The sequence below is a fragment of the Campylobacter sp. JH32 genome, assembly GCF_017846535.1.
Taxonomy (GTDB): domain Bacteria; phylum Campylobacterota; class Campylobacteria; order Campylobacterales; family Campylobacteraceae; genus Campylobacter_D; species Campylobacter_D coli.
In genome coordinates this window covers 48,562-63,177 of the sequence record NZ_JAEQBS010000004.1, presented here as the reverse complement: position 1 = coordinate 63,177, position 14,616 = coordinate 48,562, and the positions used below count along the sequence as shown (strand labels likewise).

Genomic DNA, 14,616 nt, shown 5'->3' with positions numbered 1-14,616 from the left:
TATTTAATTTCAAAAAAAAGAAATTAAATAGAACTTATATTTTCTTTCATTATATTGATAAAATCTTTATTTTTTAAGCGCTTACTATCTCTAAATACCGCGCGCACAAGATCCATTCCTGTGTAAAAATCCTTCATTAAGACCACAAAGAGATACTGTCCAAATTCACTTGTGATTAAGGCGCCATTTTCTTTTTTGATAGCATTGCTTATTTTAAGTCCTAAAAGTTCTTTGAAGAGTTCTTTTTCAAGATCACAATTAAGGGTTTGATTGAATTTATCAATTTGTATTTTCCCTGCAAACATTTCAGTTAAAAATATGTATTTGATAATCTCTTTTCGTGTAAAACTCGCTTTTGCTATATTGGCATTTTGTTTTTCTTGTATCATCTTTGCATAATCATTTAAATCAAAAGCATTGATAAGCAACTCCCCATCTAAAAAGCTAAAAGCTCCACTTCCAACGCCTAAATATTCATGGTGAGAGCTTACATATTCATCATTGAGTTGATTTTTTTCTAAAGAAAAACTCCAGCCATTATTTTGCTGATAATCCTTGAAAAAATTTCGTATCATTTGATAGTATTTAAATTCATTATCTTTAGTTTCAACACCAAGACTTTTGGCTATATTGTCTTTGGTTAGATTGGATTTCATTAAAGGATAGGTTGTGATTTGTTGAGGAGCTAAATTTTTAGCGATTTTTAAATCATTTAAAAGCTGTTCTTCTGTTTGTGAGGGGAAATTAAAAATTAAATCAAGGCTAAAAATTGGCAAAATTCCCAAAGCTTTTGAAATTTTTTCTTGTAATTGTTTAGAAGAACCAAATTTATTATATCTTGCTATTTTTTTTAAAATTTCATCATCAAAACTTTGAATTCCACAGCTTAAACGATCGATTATACCTTTAAACATAGAGAGTTTTTCAGGAATTATATGATTAGGATCGCTTTCGCAAGAAATTTCTTTGATATTGAAAAGTTTTTTACAAAGTTCTAGAGTTTTTAGTAATTCATTTTCATTAATCAATGTTGTTCCGCCCCCTACATACATTGAGCTAAAATCAAAACCTTTATCTTTTATAAGCATAAGCTCTTTTCTTAAATTTTCAAAATAAATTTTAGCCAATTCCTCATCATAATAGTATTTATGAAAACTACAATAAGGACAAAAGGTATGACAAAAGGGTATGTGAGCATAAAGCATATAAGTTTTATCTTTTTTGGCTTGTTTTTCTTGAGGATTTTTCAAAAGTTCGACATTGAAACTTTTATGTAGAGATTTTTCCATCATAGCATGAGAATATTTTAAAGCCAAATTTTGAAATAAATTCATTAACCCACCTTAAAGTAGAAAATATAATATAACTTTATCAATTTTTTATTAAATCAAGTGTAAATTTTTTTTATTTTTAGCAAAAAAATGCTATAACTTTCAAAATAATTAGAAAGGATGGCTTATGGATAAAACAAAAGTAGTAGAAAATTTAAACGCATTGTTTAAACAAAGGGCGGAATTTTATTCTTATTTTGATAAGAATATTTCAAAAGTTGGCAATACTGAAGTATTTGACTTTAGTAATGCTAAGGACTTAAATGCAGAGGAAGTTTATAAGCAATTTTATCATTTAGATTATGCGATGAGAAAATTATTACCAGCTATTTATAAAGCATATGAGGTTAGTGATTCTGATTTAAATAGAGATTTTTAAAAATAAGCTCTAATTTAGAGAGTAAGTTTTACTCTCTAAAGGACATATCTAAAGTTTTTGATTCTTCTTCTATATTTTTGCTGATATTTTCACCTTGTTCAAATCCGCCACCAAAAGCTTTGATAACATTGACTATAGAATTAGCATAAGAATATTTGGTATTATTAAAAGCAACTGTAGCATTTAACCAGTCTTGACGCGCTTGTAGATAGTCTTGCAAAGACATTTCGCCCACATCATAACGCTCTTTACTTATTTCATAAATTCTTTTGTAGGATAATTCGCTTGCTTGTGCGTTATTGTATTGCAAGCGAATAGTCTTTCTTGCAATTAAAGCATAGCGAATTTCTCCAAAAGCTGCAACTAAGGTATTTTGATAATTTACAAAAGCTTCATCTTTGTTGAGTTTTGCTAAATTCACATTTTGATAAATTTCTCCCCAGTGGAAAATTGGCATTACGAAATTCCCACCTATACTCCAAGTCCTAGAGCCCGCTTCCACAAGTGTATTTAAATCCCCGCTTTCAAATCCTAATAAGCCTGTTAAAGAAAGATTAGGCAAGAAAGCTGTGCGAGCTACTCCTACTAGATAATTTTGTTGAGTAAGTTTTTCTAAAGAAGATCCAATATCAGGACGCTGCAAGAGTATAGTGCTTGAAATTCCGCTCGGTATATCAAAATCTTTGAGTTTAAAAACCTGATAAGCTTGATCTTGATAAAGAATATCGTTTAAATCATTTGAAGTTAGAATTTTTAAAGCTTTAAGATAGTTTTCTTTATTTAATTTTGCTTCATTGTATTGTAAAGCAGTACTTTCTAAATTTGCTCTTGATTGCGCGATTTCGTATTCTCCTACTGCTCCTACTTGAAATTTTTCATAATTAATTTGATAAATTTCTTGTGCAGATTCATAAGCATCTTTTAAAGCTTTTTCATTTTCATTTGCATTTACAAAATTAAAATAAGTCTGAACCACGCTTGAAACTATAGAAAGTCTCGCAGCTTCATAATCATACTGACTGGCTTTAAAGCCTGATCTTGAAGCGCGATAAGTATCGCGGTATCTTCCCCAAAGATCAATTTCATAGCTTAAATCCAGTCCCATTTTAAAATCATTGCCATAGCTTACTCCCCCAGTGCGGTTGTTTGGAGCATTTGTAGGTGTTTTTGCACGATTTGCACTAGCGCTACCATCTAATTTTGGTAATAAATCACTAAAATCTATGCCTAATTGGGCAGCAGCTTGTTCCATATGAATAAAAGCAAGTTTTAAATCATTATTGTTCTGAAGAGCTAAATCAACTACGTGATTTAATTTCTCATCATCAAATTCTTTCCACCATTCTTTAGAAAGAGTATGATTGTTTTCTTTTTCCCAAGATAGGGCGCCCAGTTTATTATCAAGACTATAATTTGCTTCTGGGATATTTAAATTTGGACTTAAAGAACAAGCTGAAATAAAAAGGCTTAAGCTTGCTATAACACTTATTGAAATTATTTTATTCATGAACTTTACCCCTTTTCTTATCTAGCCATTCATTAAAATTTTCTAAAAGATAGAAAAATAAAGGCACAAAGAATATCGCTAAAGTTGATGCTGCGATCATTCCACCAATAAGCCCTGTTCCTAAAGAGTGTCTTGAAGCACTTCCTGCTCCTGTTGCGAAAATCATTGGCAAGACCCCAAAAGTAAAAGCTAAAGAAGTCATTATGATAGGACGAAAACGAAGTTTTGCTGCTGCAACAGCTGCTTCAAAAACTCCTTTACCTTTTTTAAAGCGCTCTTCCATTGCAAATTCTACGATTAAGATAGCATTTTTAGCTGAAAGTCCAATCAAGAGCAAAAGTCCTGTTTGAAAATATATATCATTAGTAAATCCTCTTAAGTATACAAGTAAAAACGAACCAAAAACGGCAAAAGGTACAGCTGTAACAACAGCTAAAGGTATAAGCCATCTTTCATATTGAGCAGCTAGAATTAAAAAGACAAATATCATACCTAAAGCAAAAGCATAACTTGCTGTTCCTTTACTAGAAACTTCTTGATAAGCTGATCCACTCCAAGCTATCGAATAATCATCCCCTAAAGTTTCTTTTGCTACTTGAGCAATCGCTTCTATAGCTTGACCTGAAGTATAACCTGGTGCGGGTTGACCTTGAACTTGTGCTGCTGGGAAAAGGTTGAATCGTTTTACATCATCAGGCCCTGAACTTCTTTGTAAAGTTAAGAAAGAATCAAGTGGTATCATTTTTCCATCATTTGATCTTACAAAAATATTTTTTAATGTATCTTGTGTATTTCTAAAATCACCTTTTGCGCGGATATTTACTTGGAAATTTTTACCTAGCATAGAAAAATCATTAACATAATATGTTCCAATGGTTGCATTCATTGTACTGAAAACATCTTGCATATTTAAATTAAAATGCTTTAGTTTATCTCTATCAATGATGAGTTTATATTGAGGAAAGCTCGTATCAAGAGTAGTTCGAACCCCATATAATTCCTCTCTTTGATTGGCTGCTGCTACAAGTTTATTTACATCTTCTTGAATTTGATCGTAGCTTTTTCCGCTTTTGTTTTGAACATACATTTCAAAACCGCCTGTGATACTTAATCCAGGTATAGGAGGTAAGCCTATAAATATACTTGAAGCATTGCGATCAAAAGCAAATTTTTTATTAAGCTCCATGGCGATTTCATCAGCACTCACATTTCTATCTTTCCAATCTTTCAAGCCTATAAACATTGCAGCGGCATTTTCTTTGAGTGAACTTGTAAAAAGATCAAATCCTATCATAGCCATTGCATCTTTAACTCCATTAGTTTTTAAAACTTCTTGATTTATGTGATCAACTTCTGAGATTGTTCTATGGAGTGCTGAAGCTGAAGGAAGGTTGATAATACCTATCATTAAACCTTGATCTTCTTCAGGAACTAAAGAATTTGGTACTGCTTTATTAAGATAAAAAATTGCTCCAAGCATAATACAAAAAATTAAAACAAAACGAATGGTTCTTTTAAGCATATAAGCAACGCCTGCACTAAATATAGAAGTGCTCCAGTCAAAGAAATCATTAAATTTTTGAACGATATAAAAAGGCTTGCTTTCATTGCGTCTTAAAAAGAGTGCACATAAAGAAGGTGTTAAAGTAAGAGCTACAAAACCTGATATGGTTACAGATATAGCTAAGGTAAGAGCAAATTGTCTTTGAATCTCTCCAACAAAACCTGATATAAAAGAAACTGGTACAAAAACAGCACAAAGCACAAGAACAATTGAAATAACCGGAGAGCTAACTTCTTGCATCGCTTGGATAGCAGCATCTTTTACGCTTATTTGCTCATTTTCATGTAAAATCCTATCAATATTTTCTACAACTATAATCGCATCATCTACAACGATCCCTATAGCTAAAATCAAGGCAAAAAGTGTAAGCAGGTTAATACTAAAGCCTAAAACATAAAGTCCAGCAAAAGTTCCTAACAATGAAACAGGTACAGCTATCATAGGAATAAGCGTTGCACGGAAATTCTTTAAGAACATATACATAACAATAATAACCAAAATCAACGCTTCAACAAAGGTTTTTATAACTTCTTTGATTGATTCTATTACAAATTTTGTTATATCGTAAGGAATATTATATGTTAAACCTTTTGGGAAATTTTTTGAAAGTTCTTGCATTTTAGCTTGAACAAGTTTTGCTGTATTGAGTGCATTTGCTCCTGATTGAAGATTGATCATAATTGGAACTGCATCATTGCCATTTAATCGTCCTTGTGAGCTGTATTGTTGTGATCCTATTTCCACATCAGCTACATCTTTAAGTCTTAAAAATGATCCATCATTATTTGTTCTTAAAATAATGTTTTCAAATTCACTAGGATTTTGTAGTCTTCCTTGCATAGTGATTGAATAAACATAAGGGGATTTTTGGGTTACAGGTTCTTCGCCAATTTTACCAGTTGCGTATTGGGCATTTTGGTCATTAACCGCAGAAATTACATCAGTAGCTGTGATTCCAAATTTATTTAATAAATCAGGCTTGAGCCAAATTCTTAAAGAATAATTACGATTTCCTATAGCGTTTGCATCTCCAACTCCTGGAACCCTTTTTAACTCATCTAAAACATTTAAAGTGATATAGTTATATACATCTACTGCACTCATTGAGCCATCACTTGAATACATAGAAATTGCAGCAAGTGTTGCTGAGGAAGTTTTTCTAACTGTTACTCCAAGTTTTTTAACTGCATCTGGCATTTTTGCAGTTGCGGCTGAAATTCTATTATTAACATCTATGGTGGCTTGATCAGGATCTGTACCGATATCAAAATAAACAGTCAAACTCATAGTTCCTGAAGAACTTGAAGTTGAATCCATGTAAATCATATTATCTGCGCCATTGATTGCATCTTCGATAGGACTTGCAACTGTTGAAGCAATGGTTTGTGCATCAGCTCCTGTGTAAGTTGCACTTACTTTAACTGTAGGAGGGGTTAAAGAAGGATATTGTTCTATAGGTAAATTTGTAAGACCTATAGCTCCAGCCAAAGAGATGATAATGGCTACAACGGAAGCAAAAACAGGTCTTTCGATAAAAAATTTAGAAAACATTATTGTGCTCCAATTTCTTTAACTTCGCTACCAACTTGAATTTTTTTAAAGTTATCTAAAATGATTTTATCGCCATTTTGTAATCCTTTGTCAATAATGGCATATTCATTGTTTTGGTAGCTTATATGTACAGAAGATTTTTCTACTTTTCCATTTTTAACAAGAAGAACATAAACATCATTTTGATTTTGTTTAACAGCTATTTGAGGCACTTTAAAGCCATTTTTTTGTATAAAACCTTCTGAAGTAATTGTTGCAAAAGCACCTGGTAAAAGTGTTGAGTTGTTGTTGTCAAATATAGCTTTGGCTTTTACTGTTCCACTATTAGCATCTATAACAGAATCAATAAAATAAAGTTTGCCTTGAACGGTTTCTCCATTAAGATTTAAATTTGCATAGATATTGCTTAAATCCCATTTTCCATCTTGAGTATTGCGAACGATATTGAGTTTATCCGTATCTGAAATGTAAAAATCAGCATAGATTGGATTGAGGTTTGTAATTCTTACGAGTTCAGTTGAAGAGGAGCTAACATAATCTCCTATATTAATCAAAGCATCTCCTACAATACCATCAAAAGGAGCTTTAATTTCAGTATAAGCTAAATCAATGCGTGCATTTTCTAAGTCTGCTCTAGCACTGGTGAGATTTGCTTTTGTGTTGTTAAAATTTGCTAAGGCGCTATCATATTCTTTTTGAGAGATTGCTCCTTTATTATAAAGAGTTTTTGAACGGTTATAATCTTTGCTGGCATTGTCAAAATTTGCTCTAGCCATTAAAGCTTTTCCATAAGCTGAATTTACACTTGCTTTAAATTTATCTTGTTCGATAATGAAAAGTATTTGTCCTTTTTTAATTAAATCACCCGCTTTGAAAAGTTTCTCCACGATAACACCGCTTACTTGAGGTTTGATGATAACATCATAATCACTAACAAGTTTTGCAGGATAAGTAAAGTTAAGCGGTAAATTTTCGGCTTTAGCGCTCATTGTACTAACGGATTGAGGGGGTGTTTGTTTTTGAGGTGCTTCTTCTTTGCTACAAGCAGAAAATAAAAATAAAGCACTTAAGAGTAAAAGGGTATTTTTTTGAAACAAATTCATGATTTTTGCCTTAAAATTTTTAATTTAAATATATTGTAATATTTATTGCACAATTTTTAAGACATATTATAGTTCAAATTTGGTTAATAATTTTTATATTTACTTAATTAAATTGAGGTTTTATTTTCAATTCCTTTTAAAAATATATTGACAATAAATTCCACATGTTCTTTTTGTTCTTGTTTGTTCATTAAAGGAGTATCGGCTAAAACATTTAAACTATGATAAGGTTCTCTTAACATGGCGCAAAAAAGCATGGCAAGTTTTTGGGCATTATTTGAAATATAGCTGCTATCTTGCTTTTTAAAAAGTTCTATAAGTATGTTATAGGAGAAAATTTTCTGATTGTTTTCAATCCAATTTTCAACATGCTTATGTTTATCATAAACTTGAGAGAAAATAATTTTGCCAAAGGCGACGGTTTGGACTTGATTGAAAATATCAACAAAAGTAAGTCCAAAAGAGGTTAAAAATTCTTTTAAATTTTTATCTTTAATAGTTTGAGTTTGAGAGGCTATTAGGTCAAAATGTTTTTTGCAAACATCATCTAAAATTTCAAAAAATAAACCTTCTTTACTATTAAAACTATCATAAATATTAGAATACGAACCGCCCGATAGTTTGATAATATCGCTTAAACTGGTTTCTTGAAAGCCCTTGGTTAAAAATAGATCAAAAGCAACATTTTTAATCTTTTCTCTTCTTGCTAAAACTTTTTTAGAAGGTGTTTTATTTGGATTCATTATACCCCTTTAAAATTGTGCTTTTAGGATAAACAAAAATACTTTCTCTAAAAATGACAATCTCATCATTATCTTTGGCATAGGCCTTGATGTGAAGTGGAAAAATCACATCTTTTTGATCATTATCTGCTAGCTTTTTAGTAGCTTTTATTACAACAATTTTCTTAGCTTGCTCTCCTGCTTTTAATGTAAAAGCTTTACTTGGACGAATGATTTCTATGCCATTATCAATGCCTTCTAGGCTAGCTTCAAAATAATATTCATGAGCTTTAGAATCAGTATTTTGAAACAAAAAAGTATAAGCATTTGAAATTTCTAAACCATTATTAGTATGCGAAATTTGATAAAGTTCACTGCTACGATTGATATTTAAAAGCATATTTTCTTTTTTACTACCCATAATCATTAAAGCAATTAAAGCAATCACAAGAACAATAAAATAAGCAATGGTTCTAAAGCGGAGATAATTTACTTTTTTGCGTGTTTCTATGGCCTTTACACTGGTCCAATTAATCAAACTTGGTCTATTAAATTTGCTTTGCACTTTAGAACAGGCATCAGCACATTCTAAACAATTGATACATTCAAGTTGCATACCTTTGCGTATATCTATATGAGTAGGACAAATGCTTACACAGGCTTCACAACCTATACATTCACCCTCAGGCGGTTTTTTGTAAAGTTTGGTATGTCCATCATAAATCACTCCCCCGCGTTTTTCATCATAAATAACTTGCATGGTATCGCGGTCAAACATTACAGATTGAACTCTTGCGTAAGGACATACATAAATACAAAATTTTTCTGCTAAATAGGTAATATCTAAAGTTAAAAACAAACTTGCGCAAAATAAAACACCCAATAAAAGTAAGTGTTCTCCTGGATTTTGTATATAAGCAAAAAAATCTTCAGGCGGAACAAAATACCAAAGCAAATTACTTACAGCTACTAAAGATATGAAATAAAATAAAATCACCCCTATGATTTTTTTAAAATAATATCCTTCATATTCTTTTTGTTTATTGTTAATATTTTTACGAATTTTTAAAAGTTTAGTCTGGATAATATCTCTATAAATCACTCTAAAAATAGTTTGAGGACAGCTCCAAGCACACCAAACTCTTCCTCCTAAAGTGGTTATAAAAAATATAAATAAAAAAAGAAAAATAAGCAAAAAAGGCATAAGATATAATTCTTGAGTTGAAAATGAAATAAAAAATAGATTCAACTTAGAATGAACAAAGCTCAATAAAAAGAAATGGTTGCCATTAATTGTAATAAAAGGTAAACAAAATATTACAATTGTTGCAATTAGATATACAAAATAACGCTTTTTAGTATAGTTGGTGATGTGATTTTCCATGAAAAACCTCGTAAAAAATTAGTAATTACGATTATAGCCCAAAAAACTAAAACAATTTTTAAATGCTTTCTAAGTTTGGATTAATAAGAAATATTCTATAATCATAATTCACAACAAAAATTTACACAGAAAGGTGGTGAGGATAGTGCCAGGAATTAAGGTACATCCTAACGAGTCTTTTGACGAAGCGTATCGTAAGTTCAAAAAACAAGTAGATAGAAATCTAGTTGTTACTGAAGTAAGAGCGAGAAGATTTTTTGAGCCTATGACTGAAATTCGTAAAAAACAAAAAATTTCAGCTCGCAAAAAAATGCTTAAAAGACTTTATATGCTTAGACGCTACGAGTCAAGACTTTAACCCAAAGCCCGAAAGGGCTTTTTTCTTAATTTAAGATTTCTTTGCAAAATTACCTTTTTTAAAATCCTAGTTTTATTTTATATATATTAAGATTGCATTTTATTTCTTTAAAATATTTTCATTTTTGTAAGATTTAATTGATTATTTTTTGTTAGAATTTTATCAAAAAATAAATTCTAAATCTCATTTGAGGATCAAGACTATGAAAAAAATTAAAAAAATTATTCAAATCGGTATGATAAGCGGCCTTGCAGCTGTTGCAGGTGGAGCTTTGGTAGGATGTGGAAGTAGCAATGATAATAGTGATACTTTAAATCAAGCAGCAAACACTCAAGGAGCCTTTGTTATCATTGAAGAAATCGCCCCAGGTCAATATAAAATCAAAGATCAATTTCCAAGTGATGAAACTAGAGTTGTTTTAAAAGATATCAATGGCACAGAAAGAGTGCTAAGCAAAGAGGAAATGGATGCGCTCATCAAAGAAGAAGCAGCTAAGATTGATAATGGAACTTCAAATTTGACTAAAGAGGGCGGTCAAATCAGCAGTGGAGGATTAAGCTTAGGAGAGACCTTACTTGCAAGTGCTGCGGGTGCAATTTTGGGTAGCTGGATAGGCTCTAAGCTCTTTAATAATCAAAATTTTGCCAATCAACAACGAGGCGCTTTTTCAAATCAAAGTGCTTATCAAAGAAGTGTTAATAGTTTTAACAAGGCAGGCACAGCAGGCTCTGCCTCAAGTGCTTCAAAATCAGGTTTTTTTGGTGGAGGCTCTAAAGCCACAAGTTCTAGTTCTTCTTTTGGCTCTTAAGGATAAATAATGCAATTACTACAAGTAGACAAACTTCAAAAAGATTATTTAGAAAATATAGGTTTTTCTTGGCATACAGATGAAGATGGAAGTGATTATATAAGTGATAAATTAGTATGTGTAAGTGAAAATGAAGCCAATGCTTATTATGAGGCAGTCAATGAGCTTTATGATATGTTTGTAGCTGCAGCACAAAATGTTATAGATAATAATCGTTTTGATGAGCTTGGAATCCCTTTTAATCTTGTTGATGCTATTAAAATGAGTTGGGAAAATGAGGTTCATTGGCATTTATATGGCCGTTTTGATTTAGCGGGTGGACTTGATGGCAAGCCTATAAAGCTTATAGAATTTAATGCAGATACCCCCACTGCTCTTTTTGAAAGTGCGATTTTACAATGGGCGATTTTAAAGCAAAATGGCATGGATGAAAGTAAGCAATTTAATAGCATTTATGAAAGCTTGATGGATAATTTTAAAAGATTGATTACCCTTGAAGAGGATACTCAAGGCTTTGAAGAATATTATCAAGGATGGAAAATTCTTTTTTCAAGTGTGGCAGGAAGTAAAGAGGAAGAAATCACTACAAAATTACTTGCTCATATTGCAAATGAAGCAGGATTTGAAACAGATTTTTCTTTTGTAGATGAGGTAGAATTTAGCGAAGAGGGAATTTTTAAAGAGGGTGTAAATTATGAATATTGGTTTAAGCTCGTTCCTTGGGAAGATATAGCCATAGAAGAGGGCGAACTAGCCATGCTTTTAACGCAAATCATGAGAAATCAAAAAGCTATTATTTTAAATCCTGCTTATACGCTTTTATTTCAATCTAAGGGAATTTTAAAAATTTTATGGGAACTTTTCCCAAATCATCCATTACTTTTAGAAACACGAGATGTTCCTTTAGAGGGAAAAGATTATGTGAAAAAACCTGTTTTTGGTAGAGAAGGGGCAAATATTAGTATAATCAAAGAAGGTAAAATTTTACATGAGAATGTAGGTCCTTATGGGAATAATAAGGCTATTTATCAAGAATATGTAGAGTTTAATTCATGTGAAAACGAATACTATCAAGCAGGTGTTTTCTTTGCTTATGAAGGGTGTGGCTTAGGATTTAGAAAAGGAGGACTTGTGCTTGATAATTATTCTAAATTTGTAGGACATATTATAAAGGATTAGAAATGAAAATTGTTTGTTTAGATGCGGCAACTTTAGGGGATTATGATTTAAGTATTTTTAAGAATTTTGGAGAATTTCAAAGTTATGCTTTAACAGATAGAAAAGAAACCATAGAGCGTTTAAAAGATACGGATGTGGTTATGACAAATAAAGTTGTTATTGATAAAGAAGTTATGGATGCTTGCCTTAATTTAAAGCTTATTTTAGAAACAGCTACGGGTGTAAATAATATCGATGTTGAATATGCTAAAGAAAAGGGCATTATCGTTAAAAATGCTGCTGGATATTCTACTATGAGCGTAGTTCAGCATACTTTTGCATTTATTTTTGCTTTTTTAAATCATATTCCTTACTATGATAAATGGAGCAAAGAGGGCAAATGGTGCGATAGCCCTATCTTTACAGATTTTGGTAGAATTTTAAATTCAATGGAAGGAAAAAAGCACGGTATTATAGGACTGGGCAGTATAGGTAAAGAAGTGGCTAAAATTTCTAGTGCTTTTGGGGCTAAAATTTGTTATTATTCAACAAGCGGACTCAATCAAAATGCCGAATTTGAATGCTTAAATTTGGAAGAGCTTTTAAGAACTTGCGATATTGTTAGCATTCACGCTCCTTTAAATGAAAAAACGAAAAATTTGCTTACTTATGAGAAGTTAAAACTTTTAAAAGATAATGCGATTTTGGTCAATGTAGGCAGGGGCGGAATCATTAATGAGAATGATTTGGCAAAAATAATGGATGAAAAAAATATACGCGTAGGACTTGATGTTTTAGAGAGTGAACCTATGATAAAAAATCATCCTCTCTTAAATATCAAAAATAAAGAAAATCTCATCATTACTCCACATGTGGCTTGGGCAAGCAAAGAAGCGGTGGAAAAATTGATGTCTATGGTTTATGATAATTTAAAAGAATGGATAGAAAATGGCAAGTGAACATAGTTTTGATATTTCAGCGGCTTTGGATAAACAAGAGCTTAAAAATGCTTTTGAGCAAGCAAAAAAAGAGCTTGATTCTCGCTATGATTTAAAAGGTATTAAGTGTGAAATTGAATTTAGCGAGAAAGATGGTGTTTTTAAACTTCATTCTTCAAGTGAGGCAAAGCTTGATGTTCTAAAAGATATTGTGATTTCAAAACTTATCAAAAGAGGTATTAATTCAAGTGCTATTAAAGAGCTTTCGCGCGAAAGTGGAGCGATGTTTCGTTTAAATTTAAAAGCCAATGATAGCATTGATAGTGAAAATGCTAAGAAAATCAATAAGGCTATTAAAGATAGTAAGCTAAAAGTAAGCTCTTCTATACGAGGAGATGAAATTCGTGTAGTTGCAAAGCAAATTGATGATTTGCAAGCTGTGATGAAAATGGTTAAAGAGCTTAATTTAGAATTAAATCTTAGTTTTAAAAATTTAAAATAGGTTAAGAGTGTTGAGAAAAATTTTTATCTTTTTTTTAATTTTGTTTTTTAGTGCTTGTGCTTTAAAAAATCAAGATTATTCTAGCCAAAAAATGAAGGTTGTATTTAGCACACCAACTATTAAAATCAACGATTTTGGCTTTTTAAAAAAAGAAAATAAGGCTTTAAATTTAGAAGTTTATAAACTTGGACAAGCTTTTTTTAAACTTAAAATCAGAGAGGATATTTGTTTAAATTCGGTGTGCTATAGCAAAATGGTATTTAATCAAAAATTTTTTAAAAATGCCTATTATGAAGATATATTAAAAGATATTTTGGAAGCAAAGCCTTTGTGGAATGGTAAGAATATGCAAAAAACTCAATGCGGATTCAATCAGAATTTAAACAGCGCAAATTATGAAATTTTCTATGAAATTTGTGATAATAAAATCAGTTTTGTTGATAGAATTTCGCGTATAAAAATTGTTTTAATGAATTTTAAGGATAAAATTTGAAAATAGGGCTGTTGTTATGCTTTTTTGTGAGTTTGGTTTGTGCGCAAATTTATAAGGGTGAAATTTATTTTTATGACTTAAAAGATAAGCAGGTTTTTGCTATAGTTTATGATAATGCTCCTTTTGTACCCATTTTTGATAGGGATGTTAATCAAACTAGTTCTAGTTTTTTAATACTGAGCGATCTTGATACAAATATCGAGATAGCTTTGTTTCAAACAGCAAATTCATGGGAGGATGGAGAAAAAAAATATAAAATTTCTTCTTCTAAAGAACTGGTATTTGATAATAAAAAAATTCAAGGAAATAAACTAGGAACAACAACTCTTGAACTTATCAAAGAGCAAAACAATATAAGAATCAAACGCAGTCTTGATTTTTTAGCCCATCAAGATGAGATCAGACAATTTCGTCCTATGTATAACGACATTGTTAGTTTTGAACAAATTCGCCAAAAGCCTATCGTACTAAAAGATGGAAAGCTTAGTTTTGAAGAATGGTATTATTTTTATGAAGAGGATAATCGCGCAATTTTAGAGCTTAATAATTTTGTTTTCGATATGGATAAAAAAGTTTTTTTAAGTTTAAATGAGCTTTATGATGTGGATAATTTGAAATTTAAAGAACTCTTGCATCAAAAACTGAATCTTGTTTGCGATGAATGTTTTGATGATATGGAGCAAGTTTTTTTTAATAATAACTTTTTAATTACAAATTTGGGTTTAAGATTGTGCTATCTTCCTTATGAAAATCATTATTTGAATGAAAATATTTGTGTTGATTTTAACGAGAATGAGATAAAGGAATTTAGAAAATAA

Annotated in this window: 14 protein-coding genes; 8 read left to right on the top strand and 6 right to left on the bottom strand. The window is 30.9% G+C overall.

Going from position 1 to position 14,616, the window contains the following annotated elements; translation table 11 throughout:
• Nucleotides 1-23 precede the first annotated feature (23 nt).
• Complete coding sequence (locus KAR67_RS03980; protein WP_002778274.1) at nt 24-1,334, bottom strand: coproporphyrinogen III oxidase family protein; 1,311 nt, start codon at nt 1,332-1,334, stop codon at nt 24-26.
• 124 nt (nt 1,335-1,458) lie between these two features.
• Between KAR67_RS03980 and cmeU the strand changes: the two genes are divergently transcribed.
• Complete coding sequence (gene cmeU / locus KAR67_RS03975) at nt 1,459-1,710, top strand: CmeU family protein (protein ID WP_002778275.1); 252 nt, start codon at nt 1,459-1,461, stop codon at nt 1,708-1,710.
• 28 nt (nt 1,711-1,738) lie between these two features.
• On the opposite strand, the gene cmeC is transcribed toward cmeU, so the two are convergent.
• From cmeC to ccoG, 5 genes are all read right to left on the bottom strand, one after another.
• A complete protein-coding gene (cmeC, locus tag KAR67_RS03970) occupies nt 1,739-3,217 on the bottom strand; it encodes a multidrug efflux transporter outer membrane subunit CmeC (protein ID WP_002778278.1) in 1,479 nt (492 codons plus the stop codon).
• Nucleotides 3,210-6,332 (bottom strand): multidrug efflux RND transporter permease subunit CmeB, encoded by a 3,123-nt coding sequence (cmeB, locus tag KAR67_RS03965; protein WP_192801061.1) that lies wholly within the window; start codon nt 6,330-6,332, stop codon nt 3,210-3,212. The genes cmeC and cmeB overlap by 8 nt, the downstream gene beginning before the upstream one ends.
• Nucleotides 6,332-7,435 carry an efflux RND transporter periplasmic adaptor subunit gene (locus KAR67_RS03960; protein ID WP_044601062.1) on the bottom strand — a complete coding sequence of 368 codons (1,104 nt, stop codon included), beginning with the start codon at nt 7,433-7,435 and terminating at the stop codon, nt 6,332-6,334. The genes cmeB and KAR67_RS03960 overlap by 1 nt, the downstream gene beginning before the upstream one ends.
• Nucleotides 7,436-7,542: 107 nt before the next feature.
• Nucleotides 7,543-8,178, bottom strand: coding sequence for a multidrug efflux system transcriptional regulator CmeR (gene cmeR / locus KAR67_RS03955; RefSeq protein ID WP_002778289.1), 636 nt, complete (start codon nt 8,176-8,178; stop codon nt 7,543-7,545).
• On the bottom strand, nt 8,165-9,541 hold the full coding sequence (ccoG, locus tag KAR67_RS03950) for a cytochrome c oxidase accessory protein CcoG (RefSeq protein ID WP_032685501.1): 1,377 nt from the start codon (nt 9,539-9,541) through the stop codon (nt 8,165-8,167). Before ccoG ends, cmeR begins: the two co-directional genes overlap by 14 nt.
• 145 nt (nt 9,542-9,686) lie before the next feature.
• Between ccoG and rpsU the strand changes: the two genes are divergently transcribed.
• The 7 genes from rpsU (at nt 9,687) to KAR67_RS03915 (ending at nt 14,616) form a co-directional block, all read left to right on the top strand.
• Nucleotides 9,687-9,899, top strand: a complete 213-nt coding sequence (rpsU, locus tag KAR67_RS03945; protein WP_002780697.1) for a 30S ribosomal protein S21 — start codon at nt 9,687-9,689, stop codon at nt 9,897-9,899.
• A gap of 202 nt (nt 9,900-10,101) precedes the next feature.
• A complete protein-coding gene (locus KAR67_RS03940) occupies nt 10,102-10,707 on the top strand; it encodes a UPF0323 family lipoprotein (protein WP_002778291.1) in 606 nt (201 codons plus the stop codon).
• A gap of 9 nt (nt 10,708-10,716) precedes the next feature.
• Nucleotides 10,717-11,886 (top strand): glutathionylspermidine synthase family protein, encoded by a 1,170-nt coding sequence (locus tag KAR67_RS03935; RefSeq protein WP_002778292.1) that lies wholly within the window; start codon nt 10,717-10,719, stop codon nt 11,884-11,886.
• Nucleotides 11,887-11,888: 2 nt separating this feature from the next.
• Nucleotides 11,889-12,824: a D-2-hydroxyacid dehydrogenase gene (locus KAR67_RS03930; protein ID WP_192801060.1), complete on the top strand. Its 936-nt coding sequence runs from the start codon at nt 11,889-11,891 to the stop codon at nt 12,822-12,824.
• Nucleotides 12,814-13,305 carry a YajQ family cyclic di-GMP-binding protein gene (locus KAR67_RS03925; RefSeq protein WP_002778301.1) on the top strand — a complete coding sequence of 164 codons (492 nt, stop codon included), beginning with the start codon at nt 12,814-12,816 and terminating at the stop codon, nt 13,303-13,305. The genes KAR67_RS03930 and KAR67_RS03925 overlap by 11 nt, the downstream gene beginning before the upstream one ends.
• Nucleotides 13,306-13,315: 10 nt before the next feature.
• A complete protein-coding gene (locus tag KAR67_RS03920) occupies nt 13,316-13,798 on the top strand; it encodes a hypothetical protein (protein ID WP_002787526.1) in 483 nt (160 codons plus the stop codon).
• The gene (locus KAR67_RS03915; protein ID WP_002787529.1) at nt 13,795-14,616 is read left to right on the top strand and encodes a hypothetical protein; all 822 of its coding nucleotides are present in this window, start codon (nt 13,795-13,797) and stop codon (nt 14,614-14,616) included. The genes KAR67_RS03920 and KAR67_RS03915 overlap by 4 nt, the downstream gene beginning before the upstream one ends.

Bases quoted from the DNA above. Each gene is read 5' to 3' on its own strand.
- KAR67_RS03980 (WP_002778274.1), bottom strand. From the start codon at position 1,334: ATGAATTTATTTCAAAATTTGGCTTTAAAATATTCTCATGCTATGATG.
- cmeU (WP_002778275.1), top strand. From the start codon at position 1,459: ATGGATAAAACAAAAGTAGTAGAAAATTTAAACGCATTGTTTAAACAA.
- cmeC (WP_002778278.1), bottom strand. From the start codon at position 3,217: ATGAATAAAATAATTTCAATAAGTGTTATAGCAAGCTTAAGCCTTTTT.
- cmeB (WP_192801061.1), bottom strand. From the start codon at position 6,332: ATGTTTTCTAAATTTTTTATCGAAAGACCTGTTTTTGCTTCCGTTGTA.
- KAR67_RS03960 (WP_044601062.1), bottom strand. From the start codon at position 7,435: ATGAATTTGTTTCAAAAAAATACCCTTTTACTCTTAAGTGCTTTATTT.
- cmeR (WP_002778289.1), bottom strand. From the start codon at position 8,178: ATGAATCCAAATAAAACACCTTCTAAAAAAGTTTTAGCAAGAAGAGAA.
- ccoG (WP_032685501.1), bottom strand. From the start codon at position 9,541: ATGGAAAATCACATCACCAACTATACTAAAAAGCGTTATTTTGTATAT.
- KAR67_RS03940 (WP_002778291.1), top strand. From the start codon at position 10,102: ATGAAAAAAATTAAAAAAATTATTCAAATCGGTATGATAAGCGGCCTT.
- KAR67_RS03935 (WP_002778292.1), top strand. From the start codon at position 10,717: ATGCAATTACTACAAGTAGACAAACTTCAAAAAGATTATTTAGAAAAT.
- KAR67_RS03930 (WP_192801060.1), top strand. From the start codon at position 11,889: ATGAAAATTGTTTGTTTAGATGCGGCAACTTTAGGGGATTATGATTTA.
- KAR67_RS03925 (WP_002778301.1), top strand. From the start codon at position 12,814: ATGGCAAGTGAACATAGTTTTGATATTTCAGCGGCTTTGGATAAACAA.